At 71.3% G+C, this 21,080-nt stretch carries 16 protein-coding genes; 7 read left to right on the top strand and 9 right to left on the bottom strand.

Going from position 1 to position 21,080, the window contains the following annotated elements; translation table 11 throughout:
- Positions 1–36 precede the first annotated feature (36 nt).
- Positions 37–1,167 (top strand): nitrilase-related carbon-nitrogen hydrolase, encoded by a 1,131-nt coding sequence (locus tag AC3CBB_RS11455; protein WP_488624661.1) that lies wholly within the window; start codon positions 37–39, stop codon positions 1,165–1,167.
- The gene (locus AC3CBB_RS11450; protein WP_488624660.1) at positions 1,167–2,219 is read left to right on the top strand and encodes an agmatine deiminase family protein; all 1,053 of its coding nucleotides are present in this window, start codon (positions 1,167–1,169) and stop codon (positions 2,217–2,219) included. Before AC3CBB_RS11455 ends, AC3CBB_RS11450 begins: the two co-directional genes overlap by 1 nt.
- 25 nt (positions 2,220–2,244) lie before the next feature.
- On the opposite strand, the gene AC3CBB_RS11445 is transcribed toward AC3CBB_RS11450, so the two are convergent.
- The 6 genes from AC3CBB_RS11445 to gabT all read right to left on the bottom strand — a co-directional run bounded on the left by AC3CBB_RS11445 (position 2,245) and on the right by gabT (position 10,394).
- The gene (locus tag AC3CBB_RS11445; protein ID WP_488624659.1) at positions 2,245–2,922 is read right to left on the bottom strand and encodes an MBL fold metallo-hydrolase; all 678 of its coding nucleotides are present in this window, start codon (positions 2,920–2,922) and stop codon (positions 2,245–2,247) included.
- 20 nt (positions 2,923–2,942) lie between these two features.
- Entirely contained in the window at positions 2,943–4,505 is a 1,563-nt protein-coding gene (locus AC3CBB_RS11440; protein ID WP_488624658.1) for an APC family permease, read from the bottom strand.
- Between the two features lie 144 nt (positions 4,506–4,649).
- A complete protein-coding gene (locus tag AC3CBB_RS11435; protein WP_488624657.1) occupies positions 4,650–6,029 on the bottom strand; it encodes a flavin monoamine oxidase family protein in 1,380 nt (459 codons plus the stop codon).
- A gap of 75 nt (positions 6,030–6,104) precedes the next feature.
- Positions 6,105–7,526, bottom strand: coding sequence for an aminobutyraldehyde dehydrogenase (locus AC3CBB_RS11430; protein WP_488624656.1), 1,422 nt, complete (start codon positions 7,524–7,526; stop codon positions 6,105–6,107).
- A 13-nt stretch (positions 7,527–7,539) separates the two neighbouring features.
- Positions 7,540–9,027, bottom strand: a complete 1,488-nt coding sequence (locus tag AC3CBB_RS11425) for an NAD-dependent succinate-semialdehyde dehydrogenase (RefSeq protein ID WP_488624655.1) — start codon at positions 9,025–9,027, stop codon at positions 7,540–7,542.
- Positions 9,024–10,394, bottom strand: a complete 1,371-nt coding sequence (gabT, locus tag AC3CBB_RS11420; protein WP_488624654.1) for a 4-aminobutyrate--2-oxoglutarate transaminase — start codon at positions 10,392–10,394, stop codon at positions 9,024–9,026. Before gabT ends, AC3CBB_RS11425 begins: the two co-directional genes overlap by 4 nt.
- Before the next feature lie 131 nt (positions 10,395–10,525).
- Between gabT and AC3CBB_RS11415 the strand changes: the two genes are divergently transcribed.
- Positions 10,526–12,037, top strand: coding sequence for a PucR family transcriptional regulator (locus AC3CBB_RS11415; RefSeq protein WP_158614173.1), 1,512 nt, complete (start codon positions 10,526–10,528; stop codon positions 12,035–12,037).
- 7 nt (positions 12,038–12,044) lie between these two features.
- Here the strand turns inward: AC3CBB_RS11415 and AC3CBB_RS11410 are convergent, their stop codons facing one another.
- The gene (locus AC3CBB_RS11410; protein WP_488624653.1) at positions 12,045–13,088 is read right to left on the bottom strand and encodes a phosphotransferase enzyme family protein; all 1,044 of its coding nucleotides are present in this window, start codon (positions 13,086–13,088) and stop codon (positions 12,045–12,047) included.
- Positions 13,089–13,277: 189 nt separating this feature from the next.
- Here AC3CBB_RS11410 and AC3CBB_RS11405 point away from each other — a divergent pair, with 189 nt between their 5' ends.
- The 3 genes from AC3CBB_RS11405 to AC3CBB_RS11395 all read left to right on the top strand — a co-directional run bounded on the left by AC3CBB_RS11405 (position 13,278) and on the right by AC3CBB_RS11395 (position 16,142).
- Positions 13,278–14,624 carry an aspartate aminotransferase family protein gene (locus AC3CBB_RS11405; protein WP_488624652.1) on the top strand — a complete coding sequence of 449 codons (1,347 nt, stop codon included), beginning with the start codon at positions 13,278–13,280 and terminating at the stop codon, positions 14,622–14,624.
- A gap of 9 nt (positions 14,625–14,633) precedes the next feature.
- Entirely contained in the window at positions 14,634–15,374 is a 741-nt protein-coding gene (locus AC3CBB_RS11400) for a GntR family transcriptional regulator (RefSeq protein WP_123505427.1), read from the top strand.
- 75 nt (positions 15,375–15,449) lie between these two features.
- The gene (locus AC3CBB_RS11395; protein ID WP_488624651.1) at positions 15,450–16,142 is read left to right on the top strand and encodes a hypothetical protein; all 693 of its coding nucleotides are present in this window, start codon (positions 15,450–15,452) and stop codon (positions 16,140–16,142) included.
- 59 nt (positions 16,143–16,201) lie between these two features.
- Here the strand turns inward: AC3CBB_RS11395 and AC3CBB_RS11390 are convergent, their stop codons facing one another.
- Positions 16,202–17,755, bottom strand: coding sequence for an amino acid permease (locus tag AC3CBB_RS11390; protein ID WP_123505425.1), 1,554 nt, complete (start codon positions 17,753–17,755; stop codon positions 16,202–16,204).
- Between the two features lie 200 nt (positions 17,756–17,955).
- Positions 17,956–18,945, bottom strand: coding sequence for a LacI family DNA-binding transcriptional regulator (locus AC3CBB_RS11385; RefSeq protein WP_488624650.1), 990 nt, complete (start codon positions 18,943–18,945; stop codon positions 17,956–17,958).
- 170 nt (positions 18,946–19,115) lie between these two features.
- On the opposite strand from AC3CBB_RS11385, the gene AC3CBB_RS11380 reads away from it, so the two are divergent.
- Positions 19,116–21,080 carry a glycoside hydrolase family 127 protein gene (locus tag AC3CBB_RS11380; RefSeq protein WP_488624649.1) on the top strand — a complete coding sequence of 655 codons (1,965 nt, stop codon included), beginning with the start codon at positions 19,116–19,118 and terminating at the stop codon, positions 21,078–21,080.

Below are 21,080 nucleotides of genomic sequence, written 5' to 3'. Positions count from 1 at the left end.
CTTCCCTTCCGCGCTTGTTGATCGTACGATCAACAAATGCAGCTCATCGTCGCTCCAGTGCTCCCGTCGCCGCTCGCCGCCCCCGTCTCCGCCGAATCGGTGCGTGCCCCCGTCCGCGTCGCCCTCGTGCAGATGCGCTGGCACGCCGACCCCGCCGAGCATGTCGCCGAGCTCGACGAGGGCATCCGGCTCGCCGCGGCCGAGGGTGCCGAGGTGGTCTTCCTGCCCGAGCTGACGCTGCGGCGCTACCCGGGCGACACCCCCGCGACCGGTCGGCCGGTCGACGACGCCGAAGACCTGCACGACGGGCCCACCGCGACCTTCGCGCGCGAGGCGGCGGTGCGGCACGAGCTGTTCGTCCACGCGTCCCTGTACGAGCGGCCCGCCGCGTCGATGGGGATCGCCGGCGACCCGCGGGGCTTCAACACCGCGATCCTCGCCTCGCCGACGGGCGAGATCGTGGCCGCCACCCGCAAGACCCACATCCCGATCAGCGCGGGCTACTACGAAGACACCTACTTCCAGCCGGGGCCGTCCGCCGACGCCTATCCCGTGCACGCTCCCGCGGGCCTCGAGGCCCGTCTAGGCCTCCCCACCTGCTGGGACGAGTGGTTTCCCGAGGTGTCGCGCAGCTACGCGCTCGCCGGCGCCGAGGTGCTCGCCTACCCCACCGCGATCGGCTCCGAGCCGACCTTCCCCGACTTCGACACCAGCGGCATCTGGCGCCACGTCATCGTGGCGAACGGCATCACCAGCGGCCTGTTCATGGTCGTGCCCAACCGCTGGGGCGACGAGGGCGACATCGCCTTCTACGGGTCGTCGTTCATCTCCGACCCGTTCGGGAGGATCCTCGCCGAGGCGCCGCGCGACGCCTCCGCCGTGCTGGTGGCCGACCTCGACATCGCCCAGCGCGAGGAGTGGCTGCGGCTCTTCCCCTTCCTGCTGACGCGGCGGCCCGACACGTATGGCGCCCTCGTCGCGCCGGTCGACCCGGTGGCGCACGGGTACGGGGCGGTGGAGGCGGCGGCGGAGGCGGCCTCGTCGTCGCCGTCTGGCCCTGAAGCATCCGGCCCCGAAGCATCTGGCCCCGGATCACCCGGCCCCTCTTCGCCGGGCCCCGGATCGTCGGGCGTCGAGCCCTCGGGCGCAGGATCGGCAGCCCTCTGATGGGCTGGCGCATGCCGGCCGAGACCGAGCCGCACGACCGCACCTGGATGGCCTTCCCGCGCGAGGGCTTGACGCTCGGCGACGATCCGGCCTCCACCGAGGAGGCCCGCGCCGCCTGGGCAGCGGTGGCCCACGCGACCGCCGAGTTCGAGCCGGTCACCGTCGTCGTCGACCCGTCGGCGCTCGCGGATGCGCGACGGCACCTCTCCGCCGCCATCGACATCGTCGAGGCGCCGCTCGACGACTTCTGGATGCGCGACATCGGGCCGACGTTCGTGGTGCCGGCGGGGCCGGCCGACTTGTCCGGTTCGCCCGCGCCCGGCCTCGGCGCCATCGACTGGATCTTCAACGGCTGGGGCGCGCAGGCCTGGGCCGAGTGGGGGAGCGACGGCGAGATCGCCCGTGTCGTCGCCGAGCTCGCCGGCGCCGAAGTCATTCCGTCGCTCCTGGTCAACGAGGGCGGCGCCATCCACGTCGACGGCGCCGGGACCGTGCTGGTCACCGAGACCGTGCAGCTCGACCCGGGCCGCAACCCGCACGCCGACCGCGCCCGAGTCGAGGCCGAGCTGGCACGCACCATCGGCGCGACCCATGTCGTGTGGCTGCCGCGGGGGCTGACCCGCGACTACGAGGAGCTGGGGACCCGCGGCCATGTCGACATGGTCGCCGCGATGCCCTCGCCCGGGCGGGTGCTGCTCCACGCCCAGACCGACGCGGGGCACCCGGACCACGCGGTGAGTGCGGCGTCGAGGGAGTTCCTGCGCGGGCAGACGACCGCGAGCGGAACGCCGTTCGAGGTGATCGACCTGCCGGCCCCGTCAGGGCTCCGCGACGACGAGGGCTTCGTCGACCACAGCTACGTCAACCACCTCGTCGTCAACGGCGGGGTCATCGCCTGCGGGTTCGGCGATCCGGCCGCCGACGACCGTGCCGCCGGGATCCTCGCCGAGGAGTACCCGGGCCGCCGCGTCGTCACCGTCGACGCCCTCCCGATCTTCGCGCGCGGAGGCGGCATCCACTGCATCACGCAGCAGCAGCCCTCCCTGCCCTGACGCTCTCGCCCTTTCGCCCGCGCCGTCAGCGCGCGAGCGCGGCCAGTGCCCGCCGGTCGGCGGCGAGCCGCGCCAGCGGTTCCGCCGTCGGCGAGCCGTGGCCCGGGACGAGCAGGGCGGCAGCCGCTGCGAAGGGCTCGAGGGCGTCGAGGCCCTCGGCGTAGGCGGCGAGCGGGTCGGGCCCGTCTTCGCAAAGGGGCGGCTCGACGTCGCTGAGCATGTCGCCCGCGAGCAGGACGCGTCGGGTCGGCAGCCAGAGTGCGGTGTGGCCCGGAACGTGGGCGTCGTGCACGACGAGCTCGACCCGCGGGCCCGGCCACGGCACGGCGGGGGCGGCGAGTTCCTGCACCCGGGCCACCAGGGGGACGAGCTCGGCGGGCCACGGACCGAGCTCGGCGAGGAGCGCCGCACGGCCCTCCGGCGAGGTCGAGCGGCGGACGGTCTCGGGCGACGCCCACCGCGGCACGTCGCCGAAGCGCGGGTGCCACAGCAGGTGGTCGAAGTGCGCGTGCGTCGAGAAGCCCGCCTCGACGGTCAGGCCGAGGGTGTCGAGGTCGTCGGCGAGCGACTCGAGCTCGTCGACCTCCCACGCCGGGTCAACGAGGAGCGCCCGACCGCCGGGCCCGACGACCACGGTGGTGGTCGTCGAGTCGCGGCGGCTGGTGGCGACGAGGATCCCGTCGGCGACCTCGACGAGGAGCACGGGGGCGTCCGTCTTCGTCGTCAGTGGAACGTCGGACCGAGTTCGGCTTTGGCCTTCTTCAGCTCCGCCTCCATCGCGAGGTTCTCGCGGCGGGTCTTCGTTCCGAGCGCCCAGAAGACGACGCCGAGCACGATGAACGCGAGCACCGGCAGCAGCTCGGTCAGGAGGTACAGGCCGCCCTCGCTCGCCTTCCAGCCGTCCGGGCGGAAGTCTGTGCCGAACCAGTTGAACCCGGCGCCGGGCGCCATCAGCTGGACGACGGCGAACGCGAGCGTGACCATCAGCAGGATCGTCAGGAAACGGTGCGCGGGCATCCTGTAGGGGCGCGGAGTGTCGGGGTGGCTGCGACGGAGCTTCCACAGCGACGGGAAGATCAGCAGGTAGCTGATCAGCGTCGTCGAGATCGTCACGCCGAGCACGGCGGTGAAGAACTTGTACGCGTCGCCGCCCGTGATCGAGGTGGCGAGGACCAGCACGAGCGTCGAGACGATGCCGCTGAAGATGTTGACGCGGACCGGCGTGCCCAGCTTGGCGTTGATCACGCCCAGCGAGCGGGGAGCGGCACCGTCGTAGCCCGACACCGCCAGGGCGCGGTCGGAGCCCATGATCCAGGTGACGCCCGACGTGAGCACGCAGATCACGACGACGATGCCGGCGACCCCGCCCAGCACCGCTCCGGCACCCGTGAGGGTCGGGACGCCGTCGGAGGCGATCGAGCCGCCGTACACGGTGAAGACCGACTTGATCGCGTCGACGAAGCCGCCGAGGCTGGTGACCTGGTCGGCAGGGATCACGAGCAGGATGCCCAGGATCGGGACCGCGTAGAGGAGGAACGAGAAGGCGGCCCCGCGCGCGATCGCGAACGGCACGTCGGCCGTGGAGTCCTTCATCTCCTCGCCGGCGCTGTTGGGCAGCTCGAACCCGACGAAGTTGAACAGCAGCACGCCGATGAGCCCGACGAAGCCGCCGGCGGTGGGGAGGAAGCTGCTGGCGCCGAGACCGTGGACGCCGTTCTGGACGCCGTAGGCGATGACAGTGATCACGAAGACGCCGAGCAGCACGAAGCGGGCGAAGGCGCCGACGGTGGTGATCCACTTGCCGACCCGGAACGACAGGACCGCGGCCAGCACGGCGACCCAGATGAACGGCACCGTGATCAGGTAGTAGACCGGCGTGGAGAAGTCCTTGCCGCCGTTGAAGAACTCCCGCAGAGCGTAGGCCGCGACGCCGGCGAGCGTTCCGCCGAGCCAGACCGGGTTCGTGATCCAGTACAGGACGTTGTTGATCGCGCCGACCAGGTGGCCGAAAGCCATCCTGGTCCACAGGTACGGGCCGCCCTGCTGCGGGAAGGCGGTGCCGAGCTCGGAGAAGAGGAGCGCCTGCGGCACGAAGAAGATGATCGCGAAGATCACCATCCAGGTGAAGGCCTCGCCGCCTGCCGCCGCGACCGCGGCGATCGTGTCGACCCCGACGATGGTGCAGATCAGGAAGAACAGGATGTCGAACCGGCCGAAGTGCTTCTTCAGCTTGCTGCTTTCGGTGGCCGCCGGAGCGACCGCCTGCGTGTCGAAGTCGAGTGCCATGGGTGCCGAGCTTCTTTCAATCGGGACGGTCGGGTGCGCCGTCGAGGTTGCGGGAAGGGGTGGAGCAGGGCAGAGCGTGGTGCAGGAGGTGCGCGTTCGGGTGGTCGTTCGAGTGCGGGCGGAGACGGTGGAGCGGAGCGGCGGCTAGGGGGTGACCCCTGCCGTCGCCGGAAGCGACGCCGCGATCTCGGTGCCGAGGCGATGCCCCATGCGGATCGCGCCGTCGACGTGCTGGAAGCCGAGACCGGCGATGTCGCTCGAGCCGAAGCGGATCGGGCCGACCGCCGAGTGCTGATCGGCACCGTACCGCGTGAGTCCGCCCAGGTCGAAGCTGGCCGCGTAGGCCCCCTGGGTCCACTCTTCGGCGGCCCAGTCGCTCTCGTAGTAGACGACCGGCTCCAGCGCCGCGGGGCCGTAGTAGGCGGCGAGGGAGCTCAGGATCTCGGCCCGGCGCTCGTCGGGCGAGAGCGCGAACAGGCGGTCGGCCTTCTCGTCCGAGACGAAGCCGACCAGCGTGCCCCGCGTCTCGCCGTGGTTGCTGTTGTCGTAGGCCTCGTGGACGAGCTGGTAGGGGCTGAACGCCGTGCCCGAAAGGCCCGACTCGCGCCAGAACGGGGTCTCGTAGGTCGCGTGGACCTTGATCACGAGACCGAGCGAGAGGTGCTGGTGCAGCTGCTGGCGTCGGCGCGGCAGCGGCGGGTCGTAGGCGATGCGGTTGTAGAGGTTCGGCGGGACGGCGACCAGCGCCCGCTTCGCCTCGACCCGCAGCGAGTCCGTGACGGCGGTGACCCCGTCGTCGCCCCACTCGAGCGTGCGGACGGCCTCGCCGAGGTGCACGTTGTCGCCGAGTCGTGCCGCCAGGGCCAGCGGCACGCTCTGCAGGCCTCCGACCACGCGCTTGTCGAGGATGAAGTCGGCGTCGACGAGGTTGGAGAAGCTGCCGGCGCTCGCCGCCATGAGGAGGGCCTGCAGTGCCGAGAAGGCGTGGGCCGGCTTCGTGAGCATCGCGTCGGCGATGAAGAGGGCGATGTTGTCGCGGGCCTCCTCGTCGTCCGACTGAGTGGCCAGCCAGTCCTTGAACGAGACGTGGTCGAGCTCGACGGCACGCGGGTGGTTCCACGGTGCGTCCGGGTCGGTCTGCGCGGTCAGCTCGTCGAGCACCTCGATCAGGCGCTCGATCTCGCTCTCGGTCGTCTTCGACGCCGGAAAGATGTCTCCGGTGAAGCGCTTGGGCTCGCCGTCGCGGCCGACGTAGACGCTCTCGCCGTCGCGGAAGCGCGAGTACGTCTCGAGCCCCAGCTCGTCGAGGGTGGCTATGAGCGCCGTCTGGTCGGGAGAGACCCACTGGCCGCCGATCTCGAACATCTGGCCGTCGATGTCGTTGGTCCACAGGCGTCCGCCGACCCGGTCGCGGGCCTCGAGCACGATGACGCTGTGGCCGGAGCGGACGAGGTCGGTCGCGGCGGTCAGGCCGGTCGCGCCGGCACCGATGACGACGACGTCGCAGGTGAGGGTGGTGGTCATGCTGATCTCCTTGGGGCAGAGCTGACATACGGTGCGTGGGCTGTCATGGGTGCCCATCGGCGGCGCTCGGCGTCGTCAATGGGCGCTCATGACGTGCTTCACCCGCGTGTAGTCGTCGATCGAGTACCGCGACAGGTCTTTGCCGTAGCCGGACTCCTTGAAGCCGCCGTGCGGCATCTCCGCCGCCAGCGGGATGTGGGTGTTGATCCAGACGCAGCCGAAGTCGAGGTCGCGCGCGAACCGCTCGGCGGTCTGGTGCTGGTTCGTCCAGACGCTCGATGCGAGCGCGTACCGCACGCCGTTCGCCATCTCGAGGGCCTCGTCGTCAGTGTCGAAGGCCTGCACGGTGAGCACCGGGCCGAACACCTCGTCTTGGACGATCGAGTCCGTCTGCTCGACGTCGGCGACCACCGTCGGGGCGTAGTAGTAGCCGACGCTGCCGACCCGGAAGCCGCCGGTGCGGACCGTCGCGTGATCGGGCAGCGCCTCGACGGCGGCCGAGACGGCGGCGAAGTGACGGGCGTTGTTGAGGGGTCCGTAGAACGCCTCGTCGGAGTCGCCGGTGATCGTGGCCTCGGCAGCCCGCACGAGCGCGTCGACGAAGGCGTCGTGGATCGAACGGTGCACGATGACGCGGGTCGCGGCCGTGCAGTCCTGGCCGGCGTTGAAGAAGGCGGCCTGGGCGATCGCCTCGGCAGACGCGTCGATGTCGACGTCGGGGAAGACGACGACGGGTGCCTTGCCGCCGAGCTCGAGGTGGACCCGCTTGAGCCCCGCTGCGCCCGAGGTCGCGACCGCGCGGCCCGCACGGACGCTGCCGGTGATCGCGACGAGGCCCGGAGTCGGGTGCTCGGTGAGGAGCGAGCCCGTCGAGGCGTCGCCGAGCACGACGTTGAATACGCCGTCGGGCAGGATGCCGCGGGTGAGGTCGGCCAGCACGAGCGTCGACTCGGGGGTCGTGTCGCTGGGCTTCAGCACGATGGTGTTGCCGGCGGCCAGGGCCGGGCCGATCTTCCAGAGCGCCATCATCAGCGGGTAGTTCCACGGGGTGACCTGGGCCACGACGCCGATCGGCTCGCGCCGCACCGACGAGGTCAGCCCCTCGAGGTACTCGCCCGAGGCGACGCCGTCGAGCATCCGCGCGGCGCCGGCGAAGTACCGGATCTGGTCGGCCCCCACCGCGACCTCCTCGGCCGCGATCGTCGCCTTCGGCTGGCCGGTGTTGCGGGCCTGGGCTTCGACGAGGTCGTCCGAGCGGGCCTCGAGCGCGTCGGCCAGCGCGAGCAGCGCCTTCTGGCGGACGCTCGGCGTGGACCGCTTCCAGCCGGGCAGCGCGGCGTCGGCCGCGGCCATCGCGGCGTCCACGTCGGCCGCGACCGAGACCGGCGATACCGCGACGACCTCCTCGGTGCGCGGGTCGACGACGTCGATCGTCGCATCGCCCTGGGCGGGTACGAACTCGCCGCCGATGAAGTTCTGCAGTGGCTCAAGAGGCATGGATCGCTCCGGTTCAGGCGTCGTCGGAAGTGGTCAGCGGAACGAACGTGTACGACGTGTCGAGGTACTCGTGGATGCCCTGAGCGCCGCCTTCGCGTCCGAGACCCGACGACTTGACGCCGCCGAAGGGCGCGGCCGCGTTCGACACGACGCCGGAGTTCAGACCGAGCATGCCGGAGCGGAGCGAGGCGATCAACCTCTGGCCCCGCGCGAGGTCCGTGGTGAAGGCGTACGACACCAGGCCGAACTCGGTGTCGTTCGCCATCGCGACGCCCTCCGCCTCGGTCTCGAAGGTCGCGATCGCTGCGACAGGCCCGAAGACCTCCTCGCGGAGGAGTCGCGTGCCCGGTTGGACGCCGGTGAGGACGGTGGGCTCGAAGAAGGTGCCCGGCCCGTCGACGGCCGAGCCGCCCGAGACCACGGACGCGCCGCGTGAGACGGCGTCGCCGACGAGTTCGGCGCTCTTGCTGACCGCCGCCTCATTGATGAGCGGGCCGATCGAGACGCCGTCCTCGGTGCCGCGGCCGACGCGGAGCGCCTCGACGCGCGCCGTCAGTCGGGCGGCGAACTCGTCGGCGACCCCCGACTGCACGAAGAAGCGGTTGGCGGCGGTGCAGGCCTCGCCGATGTTGCGGAACTTGGCGAGCATGGCCCCGTCGACCGCCTTGTCGAGGTCGGCGTCGTCGAACACCAGGAAGGGCGCGTTGCCGCCGAGCTCCATGGAGGTGCGGAGCACGTTGTCGGCCGCCTGCTTCAGCAGGATCTTGCCGACCGGGGTCGAGCCGGTGAAGCTCACCTTGCGCAGGCGGTCGTCGGCCATGACGGCGGATGAGACGCCGGACGCGTCCGTGGTGGTGACGACGTTGACGACACCGGCGGGCACTCCCGCCTCGATCAGGATCGCCGCGAACGCGAGGCTCGTGAGCGGCGTCAGCTCGGCCGGCTTGAGCACGACGGTGCACCCGGCGGCCAGCGCCGGCGCGATCTTGCGCGTGGCCATCGCGAGCGGGAAGTTCCACGGCGTGATCAGGAAGCAGGGCCCGACGGGGCGATGCGACACGATCGTCGTGCCCGTGCCCTCGGGGTTCGTCCCGTAGCTGCCCGAGATGCGGACGGCCTCCTCCGAGAACCAGCGCAGGAACTCCGCGCCGTACGTGACCTCGCCCCTCGCCTCCGGGAGCGACTTGCCCATCTCGAGGGTCATGAGCAGCGCGAGGTCGTCCGCGCGCGCGATGGTCAGGTCGAACGCGCGCCGCAGGATCTCGCCTCGCTTGCGGGGCGGGGTCGCCGCCCACTCGTCGGCGGCACCGACCGCGGCGTCGAGCGCGGCGACGGCGTCTGCGGGCGAGGCGTCGGCGACCTGCGCGAGCGTCTCGCCGGTGGCGGGGTCGACGACGCCGAACGTCTCGCCGCCGGTGGCGTCGCGCCAGACGCCGTGGATCAGCAGCCCGGTCGGGATCGTCGCGAGCAGCTCGGCTTCGCGAGTCGTCGTGATGGTCATGCGGCCTCCAATGCCTGGGCGACCACGTCGAGCCCTTCATGCAGGAGCGCGTCGCCGATCGAGAGCGGCGGCAGGAACCGGATGACGTTGCCGTAGGTGCCGCAGGTCAGGAGTATCACCCCGGCGGCATGACTGGCGGCCGCCACACGGGAGGTGAGGGCCGCGTCGGGCTCGCCGGTCGCGGGGTCGACCAGCTCGACGGCGATCATGGCGCCTCGTCCGCGCACGTCGCCGATCCGCCGATCGGAGGCCTGGAGCTCCGAGAGCCGGGCCTTCATGATCTGCTCGATCTCGCCGGCCCGGGCGACCAGCCCGTCGTGCTCGTACGACTCGATGGCGGCGAGAGCCGCCGCGCACGCGATCGGGTTGCCTCCGTAGGTGCCGCCGAGACCGCCGACGTGCGGGGCGTCCATGATCTCGGTGCGACCGGTGACGGCTGAGAGGGGCAGGCCGCCCGCGATGCCCTTGGCGGTGACGATGAGGTCGGGGACGAGCCCCTCGTGCTCGCTGGCGAACATGGCGCCGGTGCGGGCGAAGCCGGTCTGCACCTCGTCGGCGATGAACACGACCCCGTTCGCCGTCGCCCACTCGGAGAGCGCGGTCAGGAAGCCCGGCGCGGGGACGATGAAGCCGCCCTCGCCCTGGATCGGCTCGATGATGATCGCGGCCGTGCTGGCCGCGCCCACCTGCTTCTCGATCATGGCGATCGCGCGCTTCGCGGCCTCGGGGCCGGAGAGCCCGTCGTGGAACGGATACGACAGCGGCGCCCGGTAGATCTCGGGGGCGAACGGGCCGAAGCCGCTCTTGTAGGGCATCGACTTGGCGGTCAGCGCCATCGTCAGGTTGGTGCGCCCGTGGTACGCGTGGTCGAATGCGATGACCGCGGGTCGCCCCGTGTACGAGCGCGCGATCTTGACGGCGTTCTCGACCGCCTCGGCGCCCGTGTTGAAGAGCGCCGTGCGCTTGTCGTGATCGCCCGGCGTCAGCCGGTTGAGGGCTTCGGCGACGTCGACGTAGGAGTCGTAGCCGGTGATCATGAAGCAGGTGTGCGTGAAGCGGTCGACCTGCTCGTGCACGGCGGCGACCACCCGGGGGGCTGCATTGCCGACTCCGGTGACGGCGATGCCCGTGCCGAAGTCGATGAGGCTGTTGCCGTCGACGTCGACGAGCACGCCGCCGCCGGCGACGTCGGTGAAGACGGGGAGGGTGATCCCGACGCCGCGGGCCACCGCCGAGTTCTTGCGGGCGAGGAGCTCGCGCGATCGGGGGCCGGGGATCTCGGTGACCAGGCGGCGTTCCTGCGGGAGAGAAGGCCCCCCGACGTGAGCGCGGCCGTCGCTGGACAGCCGGGAGTCGACGAGCGTCATGGCGCCTCCTAGAAAACGGTGGATCGGTTAGACGAGACACTAGGGAGAGAGCGCACCCCCGGCGATGCCGTTTCGGCAGGACTGTGGACAACCGGTGGCCCGAGCGGCAATCGGGGGATAGCCTGTGGCGCGTGCAGACCACCACGCCTCCCACGGTCCGAGGCCTTCTCGCCGAGTCCGCCCTGCGGCTGATCCCGCGCCTGACCGGCGACGGGCGCGACACCGAGATCGACTGGGTGCACAGCTCCGACCTCGTCGACCCGACGCCCTTCCTGACCGGCGACACGATGCTTCTCACGACGGGGACGCAGTTTCCGCTCGACGACGCCGACGAGTTCTACGCCGACTACGTCGACCGCCTGGTCGCCGCCGGTGCCGTCGCGCTCGGCTTCGGCCTCGAGGTGATCCGCGAGGGCACCCCGCAGCCGCTCGTCGACGCCTGCGCAGCCCGCGGCGTCACGCTGGTCGAGGTGCCGTACGAGGTGCCGTTCATCGCGCTGATCCGCTGGGTCGCCGACCGGATCGCCGCCAGGGAGCACGAGCGCGACGCGTGGACGCTCGGCGCCCAGCGGGCCGTCTCGGTCGCCGCCCTCACCGCAGGAACCCTGGTCGCCGTCGTGCGCGCGCTCGCCGAGCAGGTCGAGGGCGCGGTCGTCATCCTGTCGTCGACCGGCGACGTCGTCATCGAGGAGAACGCGCGCGGCACCGGGCTCGACGCCCTCGTCGCCGAGGGGCGGAGGATCCTCGGGCGCGGCTCGCGGGCCAGCGTCGAGACGACCCTGCCGGGCTGGCCGGGCTTCGCGACGACGCAGACGCTCGGCCCGCGCGGCGGACTCCGCGGGGCCATCGGCGTGGCCGGGGCCGGCCGGAACGACGTCGCCATGCAGGCCGTCGTCACCAGCGCGGTCGCGATCGTCGAGGTGCTGCTCCGCTACGGCGACGCCGAGCGCCACCTCGAGCAGCGGCTCGGCGCCGTCATCGTGCGGCTCCTGCTCGACGGGCACCTCCCGGGCGCCGTCGCGGCGGCCGCGGAGTTCGACGCCGAGATCCCCGACGCGCTCCGGGTCGGGGTGGTCGTGCTGGCGAGGTCCTCGCAGCCGTCCGAGCGCTGGCGGCTCGTCGACGCGCTCACTCGCAGGCACCTCGCCTTCGCCGACGCCATGGCCGAGCGCATCGTCTTCCTGCTGCCGGCGGCATCGACCGACGACCTGTCCCGGCTCGTCGACACGACGCCGGCGCTGGCCGTCCTGCCGATCGGCCTGTCGTCGGTGCTCGCGCCCGTCGAGGCCGCCACGGGGCTCGCTCAGGCGACGCGGGCGCTCGGTCAGGACCCCGGGGCCGGCCTGCACGTCTTCGGCGACTCGGCGGCGGGACTGCTCGACGACCTGTGGTCGCCGGCGGCCGAGAGCCTCGCCAGGCGACGGCTCGGGGCCCTCGACGGCGAGCCGGGCGACCTCGTCGCGTGCTCGCGGCTCTGGCTCGACCACAACGGGCACTGGGAGTCGGCGGCGCGCGAGGCGGGCCTGCACCGGCACACGCTCAAGGCCCGCATCGCGAGAGTCGGCATCCTGCTCGATCTGGATCTCGAGTCGTTCGCCGGGCGGGCCGAGCTGTGGGCCCTGCTTCAGGCGTCGCGGGCCTGACGAAGCGCTAGGCGCCGACCAGCCACAGCGGGTCGGCGAGGTAGCGGGCGCCGACCTCGACCGTGCCGGGCAGGTTCTCGTCCCAGAGGTCGGCGGGCAGTGCGTCGGCGCGGTGCGTGGTCGCCCAGCCGAGCATCGTGAGCCGGCGCATCAGCGAGAGCGACCCCGCGACCTCGAGGTCGTCGCGTGACAGCGGTGCCACCTCGCGGTAGCCGTCGAGCCAGCGCGCGCCCATCTCGAGGGCGGCGGGCCGGTGCTCGTAGAAGGTCAGCGCCGAGCCGAAGTCGTAGAGGTAGAAGCCGTACCCGCAGTCGTCGAAGTCGATGATCGTCATCGCGCCCTCGTGCGTCATGACGTTCGACGGGCGGAGGTCGGAGTGGATGAGGCCCCAGTGCTGCGGCGTCCTCAGGATTCCCGACAGCGTGGCGCGGGCCGAGTGCTCCGCCCGCTCCAGCACGGCGCGATCCGCCTGAGTCAGCGGCGCGCTCCGCCAGTCGCCCCAGCGCGCCAGCCCGCCCGTCATGTCGTCGAGCGACCAGTCGAAGCGCTGGAACCCGGCCGGCGACTCCCAGCCGCGGGAGTGCTCGTGCAGCTGCGCGGTCAGCCGGCCGATCTCGACGAAGTGGTCGGCGAAGTCGATCTGATCCTCGAGGATGGTGCCGGTCACGAAGTCGAACCCGACGGCCGTCCAGGCGGCCCCGGTGTCGTCGGTCAGGAACTGCACCAGGTCGCCGTCCGCCCCGTGTCGCGGCGACGGCGTCGGCACCCCCGCGTCGCGCTGCAGGGCCTCCACCCAGAGCAGCTCGCTTCGCACGTGCTCGACGCTCACCGCGTACCCGGGGCGGCCCAGCCGGACGACCAGGCCCGGCACGCCGTCCACCGCCACCTTGAACGTGATGTTCTCCGAGACGGCGATCAGCGTGACGGTCGTGCGCTCCGGGGGCAGGGCCCAGCGGCCGCATACGCCGGCGTGCACCCAGGAGGGGGCGTCGTCGCCGCGGCCCACGTGATCGAAAGCCGCGAGCGAACCCGCCATCTGCTCGGTCGTCATGAGACAGAAACCTAGGGGCGGGGCGCAGGAACTCAGGCACTCGCGCCCCATCCTTTACCAGCCGTTCACGCCGGTAACACGCCATTCATCCGGCCGGGGCGGTTGGTAACGTCCCGGCAACACGGGGTGTCCCCGCCGGGCACCGCGCCCTCGGAGAATGGACGTGCACCCACGAACGACGGGACCCCCATGGCGAACACCGCTTCCATCCTCGACGGCAACAGCTTCAAGGCCGAGGACGCCGCCGCGCTCGACCCGCGCACGCGTGCCCTGACCGAGCGGCGCGAAGTGCTCGGGGCCGCCTACCGCCTGTTCTACAAGCACCCGGTCGAGATCGTCCGGGGCCGCGGCGCCCACGCCTGGGACGCCCAGGGAAACGAGTACCTCGACCTCTACAACAACGTGCCGAGCATCGGGCATGCCCACCCCCGCGTCGTCGAGGCCGTGCGCAAGCAGATGTCCGAGCTCAACACCCACACGCGCTACCTGCACGAGGGCGTCCTGAACTACGCCGACGACCTCCTGTCGACGATGCCCGACGAGATCGACCAGGTCATGTTCGTCTGCACCGGCTCCGAGGCGAACGACCTGGCCCTGCGCGTCGGCCGCGAGTACACCGGCGGAACCGCCTGGATCGCGACGAGCGAGGCGTACCACGGCAACACGGCACTGGTATCGGCGCACTCGCCGTCGCTCCGCGGGCCCGAGACGATGGACCCGACGCTGCGCATCGTCGACCCGCCCGACACCTACCGGCTCGGCTCCGAGACGGCCGAGGGCGCAGGCGCCTGGTGGCTGGCTCAGGTCGCCGCGGCGATCGCCGACATCGAGGCGTCGAGCGACGGGTTCGCAGGGCTCATTCTCGACTCGTCGTTCTCGTCCGACGGGATCTTCCTGGGCGAGCCCGGCATGATCCACGCCGCGCTCGAGCTCGTGCACCAGCACGGCGGCGTCGTCATCGCCGACGAGGTCCAGCCCGGGTTCGGCCGCACCGGCGAGGCGTTCTGGGGGTTCGCGCGCCATGGCTTCGTTCCTGATCTGGTGACGACCGGCAAGCCCATGGGCAACGGCTTCCCGATCGCGTCCATGGCCGCGCGCCGGGAGGTGCTCGAGGCGTTCAGCACCCGGCGCCCGTACTTCAACACCTTCGGCGGCAACCCCGTCGCGATCGCCGCCGCCCAGGCCGTGCTCGACGTCATCCGCGACGACGGGCTCCAGGCCAAGGCCCTTCGCGTCGGAGCCGTCCTCCGCGACGCGATCCGCGAGCTCGTGCCCTCGCACCCCGGCATCGGAGACGTCCGCGGATCCGGCCAGTACACCGGCGTCGAGATCGTCGACGATCCCGGCACCAAGGTCGCAGGAACGCGCTCCGCCCTCGCCCTCCTCGAAGAGCTCCGCGACCGCCGGGTGCTCACCAGCGTGTGCGGCCCCACCAACAGCGTCCTGAAGCTGCGTCCTCCCCTCGCATTCGACGAGGACGACGTTCCCCGGCTCGTCGAGGCCCTCGACGGATCGCTGACCGCGCTCGGCATCTAAGCTCATCGCGTGCCCCGAGACCACTCCGAGCTCGCCGAGCGCCTGCGGCGGATGATCGCGCGCGCCGAGCTGCGCGTGGGCGATCGCATCGGATCGGAGCGGGCCATCGCCGAGCAGTTCGGGGTGCCTCGCTCGGCTCTGCGCGAGGCCCTCGAGGAGCTCGAGTCGGCGGCGGTGATCCGGCGCACCATGGGCCGGACCGGCGGGGTGTTCGTCGCCGACGGCAAGATCGAGCGCCAGCTCAACACGATCATGGGCGTGCCCGACATGCTGCGCCAGCAGGGCTTCACCTCGTCGACGGAGGTGCTGTCGGAGGGGATCGGCGTCGCGTCGCCGTCCGAGCAGCGGAGCCTCGGCCTGGCCGACGGCGAGAACGTCTTCCGGATGCGTCGACGGCGCGACGCCGACGGCATCCCGCTGTCTCTCGACACGATGGTGCTTCCCATGCGGCTCGTGCCCGGCTTCCAGGACAGCGACCACACCGGGTCGGTCTACCGCGTGCTGTCGCGCGACTACCGCGTCGAGATGGCTCAGGCCGACGAGACCATCGACGTCGTGGCGGCGACGTCCGAGCAGGCCGCGATCCTCGGTGTGGAGGTCGGCGCGCCCCTGTTCGAGATCTGGCGCATCACGTTCGACGCGTCCGAGGCGGCCATCGAGTTCTCCCACGACTTCTTCCGAGCCGACCGCACCCGGATCTCGCTGCGCCGCTACGGGGCCCGGTGGAAGCGCGTGCCCACCGGGCGCTGAATCATTCTTCCGACTGACCCCGCGGACCGGCGACCGGCCTACTGTGAGGGCATAGTCGATTCACAGGGGGATCACATGCGGGGCAAGGCATATCTCGGCGTCGCGGCGCTTGCGGCGACGCTCATCCTGACCGGGTGCACTGGCACGGCGACCACCTCGCCCGCGGTGTCCTCCGCGGCGGGTTCGTCCACGTCGCCGGGCGACGGTGCGTCCGGCGGGCCCTCCTCGGGCGGTGCTGGATCCGCGACCGCGACGCCCGGGCCGTCCGCGACGACCAAGCCGACGGCCAAGCCGACGAAGACCGCCGAGGCCGACCCGCACCACGACCACGGAACCGTCCCGACCTCGTGCAAGTCCACGATGTCGGCGGCGACCTACGCGAAGACCTTCGCCTCGACGCCGTTGAACCCCGCCGGATTCGACCTCAAGGGCAAGCTCGGACTCCTTCCCGCCAGTGCGCAGACGAGCGGCCGCAGACTCGAGTGCCTGTGGCGCGACCCCCGGGCCGACATCACCAATCTCGACATGGTCATCGCCCCGGTCGACCCGGTCAAGGCCGTCGCCTTTCTCACGGGGCTGAAGTCCAAGGGCTTCACCTGCGTCCCCCTCGGCGAGGGCACCCGCTGCCAGAGCGTCACGACCGACAGCCAGTACGGCGTCGAGATCGGTTCGAACTACTACGTCCGGGGCTCGACCGGGGTGTACATCAGCCAGGCGAACTTCCCGACGAACGGGCTGCTGAACGAGGTCATCGCGCGGGTGTGGTGACGGGGGAGCGCGTGAACCGGCCCACCCCGGGCGGGGTGGGCCGGTTCCTGCGCTCGCGACTACACGAGGTCGGACTCCCGCGGCGCGGGATCGGGAACGGCGTGCGGGAAGATCTCGGATTCCATCGCGTCGTAGCCTTCGGCCTGCGGGTCGCCGTGCAGCCCTCCTGAGAGCGCGTACTCCTCCTCGGGGGCGAGCACGAGGTTCTTGCGGCCGACCGTGGCGAACAGCACCAGGCCGACGGCGTACACGATCAGCATGATCACGATCGCCGACCAGAGCGCGGGATTCAGGATCTCGCCCACGAAGATCGCGAGCCCGATGATCCCGGCGATGTACGCCCCGGCGACTCCCCACGGCGACTTGTAGGGGCGCTTCGCGTTCGGGAACTTCCGGCGCAGGATCAGGAACGACACCATCTGCAGCATGTACGACACCACAGCGCCCCAGACGGCGATGTTCAGCACGAGCCCGCCGCCGGCGCCCGGCGTCGACCTCTCGGCGGCGAACAGCGCGATTAGGCCGATCGCGGAGGCTACGGCGATCGCGATCACCGGAGTCTGGCGCTTGCCCGTGACCGACAGGCCGCGCGGGTAGTAGCCGGCCCGCGAGAGCGAGTACATGTTGCGGCCGGCGGCGAACATGATGCCCTGGAGGCTGGCCAGCAGGCCGACGAGGGCGAACGCGCTCAGGACGGCCGCTATCTTGTCGTTGGGAATGATCGCGCGGAAGCCGTCGAGCAGGGGCTCGAGGCTGGCGCCGGCCGCGGTCCCGCCGATCACGGCGGGGTTCAGCACGAGCACGATCGCGCCGCAGCCGATCAGCGTGGCGAGGCCCCACACGCTGGCCTTCGGGATGTCCTTCGTCGGGTTGTGCGCCTCCTCAGCCGACAGCGGGAGCTCCTCGATGCCGAGGAACAGCCAGACGCCGAACGGCAGGGCGAAGAAGATCGGCAGGATCCCGTGCGGCAGGAAAGCCGTCTGGCCCGCGTCCGGCTTCACGTCGAACAGGCTGCCGAAGTCCAGCTTCCCTGAGAAGACGGCCATGACCGCGAACGTCACGAGCACGCCGATCGAGATCAGCGCCACCACGAGCGCGAACCGGAACGAGACGCTCGACCCCAGCGAGTTCAGGCCGATGAACACGGCGTACAGGATGATCCACCACACCCAGATCGGCAGGCTCGCCCCGGTCAGGTCGGTCAGGATCGGGTCGGCGTACCCGGCCGAGAAGTACACGACCGCGGCCGTCGTGAGGACGTACTCGAGCGTCTCCGCGAGCCCCGTCACGAATCCGCCCCACGGACCCATCGAGGCGCGGGCGAACGAGTACGCGCCGCCCGTGTGCGGCATCGCGGCGCTCATCTCGCCGATCGAGAAGATCATGCCGAAGAACATCACGACCACGACGGCGGACGCGATCAGGAGGCCGCCCCAGCCGGCGCTCGTGATGCCCGCGTTCCAGCCGGAGAAGTCTCCTGAGATGACGGCCGCGATGCCGATGCCCCAGATCCCCCAAAATCCGGCCGTGCGGCGCAGCTGCCGCTTCTCGAAGTAGTTCGGGTCGGCGGACGTGTACGTCACGCCGTTCGTGGAGCCGGTTCCGGTCGACATCAGAGGTCTCCTGTTCGCTGGCGGGTGGTGGATGGCCTCACTTTCGCGGTCGGCGGGCGGGCGCTTGTGACCGCCTCATAAATGGGCTGTAACGAGCGTGTTAAGCGGCCCCCGGTCGGGGGCGGTGCCGACGACGGAGAAACGCCTGGCGGCCACCGACGCATGCGGATCGGGACGGGTGGCGCGGAGAATCTCCGTCACTAGGCCCCGACGGTCGACTCGCGGATCACGAGCGTCGGCTCGATCACGGCCGACGCCGGCTCGCGCCCCGCGATCAGGTCGAGCAGCGCGCGCCCGGCCAGCCGGCCCACGTCTTCGAGGCGGAGATTGACGGTGGTGAGCGGCGGGCGGCTGGCGAGCGCCATCACGTTCCAGTCGTCGTAGCCGGTGACGGCGACGTCCTGAGGCACCGACTTGCCGAGCTCGCGCAGCCGGTCGCAGACGCCGCGGGCGACCTGGTCGCTGCCGCACGCGATGGCGTCGACGTCGGGGTTCTGCCGCAGCAGCAGGTCGACGGCCTGGCGCCCCCAGCGCTCCGACCACTCGCCGAAGAGGGGCGGCGCGACGAGGTTCGGGCCGAGCAGGGCGGCGGCGGCCCCGGCGCGCAGGGTCGAGGCCGCATGGCGCGACGGCCCGGAGACGTAGGCGACTCGGCGGCGGCCGATCGTGAGCAGGTGCTCGGCGAGGATCTCGGCGCCGCGCGCATCATCGACCGCGACCGACACGTCGTCCGCAGACAGCGACGGGGTGAACGCGTAGACCACGGGGATGTCGACCTCGATGCGCGGGCGCGGGTCGGACGACCGGCCTGTCACGATGATGCCGTCGACTCGACGCGACGAGAGAGACCGGAGGTAGTGCTGCTCGCGCACGGAGTCGTCGCGGGTGTCGCACATCAGGACGGCCATCTGCCCGGCGCTCAGGACGTCCTCGGCACCGAGCATGACCGGGATCGAGAACCGGCCGAACGAGTCGGTGGTGATCATGCCGACGGTGTAGCTGCGTCCTGACGAGAGCGCCCGGCCGCGGGCGTCCATGACGAAGCCCAGCTTCTGCGCCGCCTCGCGGACGCGCAGCCGGGTCTCCTCGCGCAGCTGGCCGGTGTCGTTCAGCGCCTTCGAGGCGGTGCCGATGGAGACCCCGGCGAGGGCTGCGACGTCGGTGATGCGCACGATCGTCTCGCCGGCCACGGCAACCGCCTTTCCTGAAAACCGCGCAGGAACTCGAGGTGGTCCCTTTCCACAGATCATCATAGACACGGACTTATCCACATTTTGCATCCGGGCCTTGTGTGGATGCCATGCGCGCCGTACGGTGATCTCAGAAAACGTATTCCGCCGCACGCTTGCAAAGGAGCAGCATGACAACCACGGCCACCCTCGGCACTCCTCGTCGAGCCCAGCCCGTCCAGCCGACCGATTCCGCGACCGCGGTGCTCCGTCCCCTCGACGCGGGCGCCGCCCACATCACCTCCGGGTTCTGGTCGCTGCGACAGGAACGCAACGGCGCTGCCGCCATCCGCGAGGCCTACGACCTCCTCGAGAAAGCCGGCAACTTCTCGAACCTCCGCATCGCCGCCGGGCTCGAGTCCGGCGAGGCACGCGGCCCGATCTTCATGGACAGCGACATCTACAAGTGGCTGGAGGCGGTGGCGTTCGAGTACGGCCGCAACCCGTCCGACGACCTCCTCGAGATGCAGCGCGAGGTGACGGCGCTGGTCGCTCAGGCTCAGGCCGACGACGGCTACCTCGACTCCGTCCAGCAGATCCAGGGCGGGGTCGCGGGGCGCTACACCGACCTCCCGTGGAGCCACGAGATGTACTGCGCCGGGCACCTGTTCCAGGCGGCTGTCGCGCAGGTCCGCGCCACCGGCGACACCGGCCTGCTCGACGTCGCGGTGAAGCTCGCCGATCACCTCGACGCCACCTTCGGCCCCGACAAGCGCCTCGATGTCGACGGCCACCCCGTCGTCGAGATGGCTCTCGTCGAGCTCTACCGGGTGACCGGAGAGCGCCGCTACCTCGACCTCGCCGCCCACTTCGTCGAGGCCCGAGGTCGGGGCTACACCGCCGAGCGCGGCAAAGAGGCCACCTACTTCTCCGACCGGCTCCCCGTCCGCGAGGCCGTGACCGTCGAGGGCCACGCCGTGCGCGCCGTCTACCTCGGTGCTGGCGCCACCGACGTTGCGCTCGAGACCGGCGACGCCGAGCTCCTCGCCGCCCTCGAGACCCAGTTCGCCTCCATGATGTCGTCGAAGGCGTTCATCACCGGCGGCCTCGGCGCCCGCTGGGACTGGGAGGCCTTCGGCGACCCCTACGAGCTGCCCACCGACCGCGGGTACGCCGAGTCGTGCGCCGCGATCGGCGGCGTCCAGTGGGCCTGGCGACTGCTGCTCGCGACCGGCAAGCCCGTCTACGCCGACGCGATCGAGCGGTTCCTCTACAACGCGTTCCTCCCCGGTGTCTCGCTCGCAGGCACCGAGTACTTCTACGTGAACCCGCTCCAGCAGCGCGCCGACGCCCATGCCGACGAGAACCGCTCGCCGGCTCACGGCCGCCGCGGCTGGTTCGACTGCGCGTGCTGCCCGCCGAACATCATGCGCACCTTCGCCAGCCTCGACGCGTACCTCGCGACGACCACCGGCGGCGGCCTGCAGCTGCACCAGTTCGCCTCGGGCGACTTCGCGTTCGACAACGGAGCGGTGCGCGTCACGACCGACTACCCGTGGTCGGGCTCGATCGGCATCGAGATCACCGAGACGACCGGCAGCTGGGCGCTCGAGGTGCGGGTGCCCGCGTGGTCGGACGACACGAAGGTCACCGTCGGCGGCGAGCCCGTCGCCGCACCCGCGGGCGAGTACGTGCGCATCGAGCGCGAGTTCTCCGTCGGCGACGTCGTGCAGGTCGAGCTCGACCTGACCCCGCACCTCTACGCCGCCGACGCCCGCGTCGACGCGGCCCGCGGCAGCGTCGCAGTGGAGCGCGGCCCGCTCGTCTACGCCGTGGAGCACGGCGACATCCCCGGGACGGCCGTCGACGACATCCTGCTCGACACCGCCGCGCCCATCGAGGCGACGAAGGTCGACGGCCTGCTCGACGGCGTCGTCACCCTGGCACTGTCCGGGTCGACGCCGTCGACCCACGCCGAGACCGCCTGGCCCTACCGACGGGTCGACCACGGCGGCGCGGACGGTGTCGGCTACCCCGGTGCGAATGCAAGCCGGCCACCAGAAGTTCCTGCGCCCGTGGCTCTCACCGCGATCCCGTACTACGCGTGGGCCAACCGCGAGATCGGCCCCATGCGCGTGTGGATCCCGACTCTCTAG

The organism is Frondihabitans sp. OV104, from assembly GCF_057787745.1.
The sequence above is the reverse complement of the archived record's forward strand: the minus strand, read 5'-3'. Positions and strand labels throughout refer to the sequence as shown.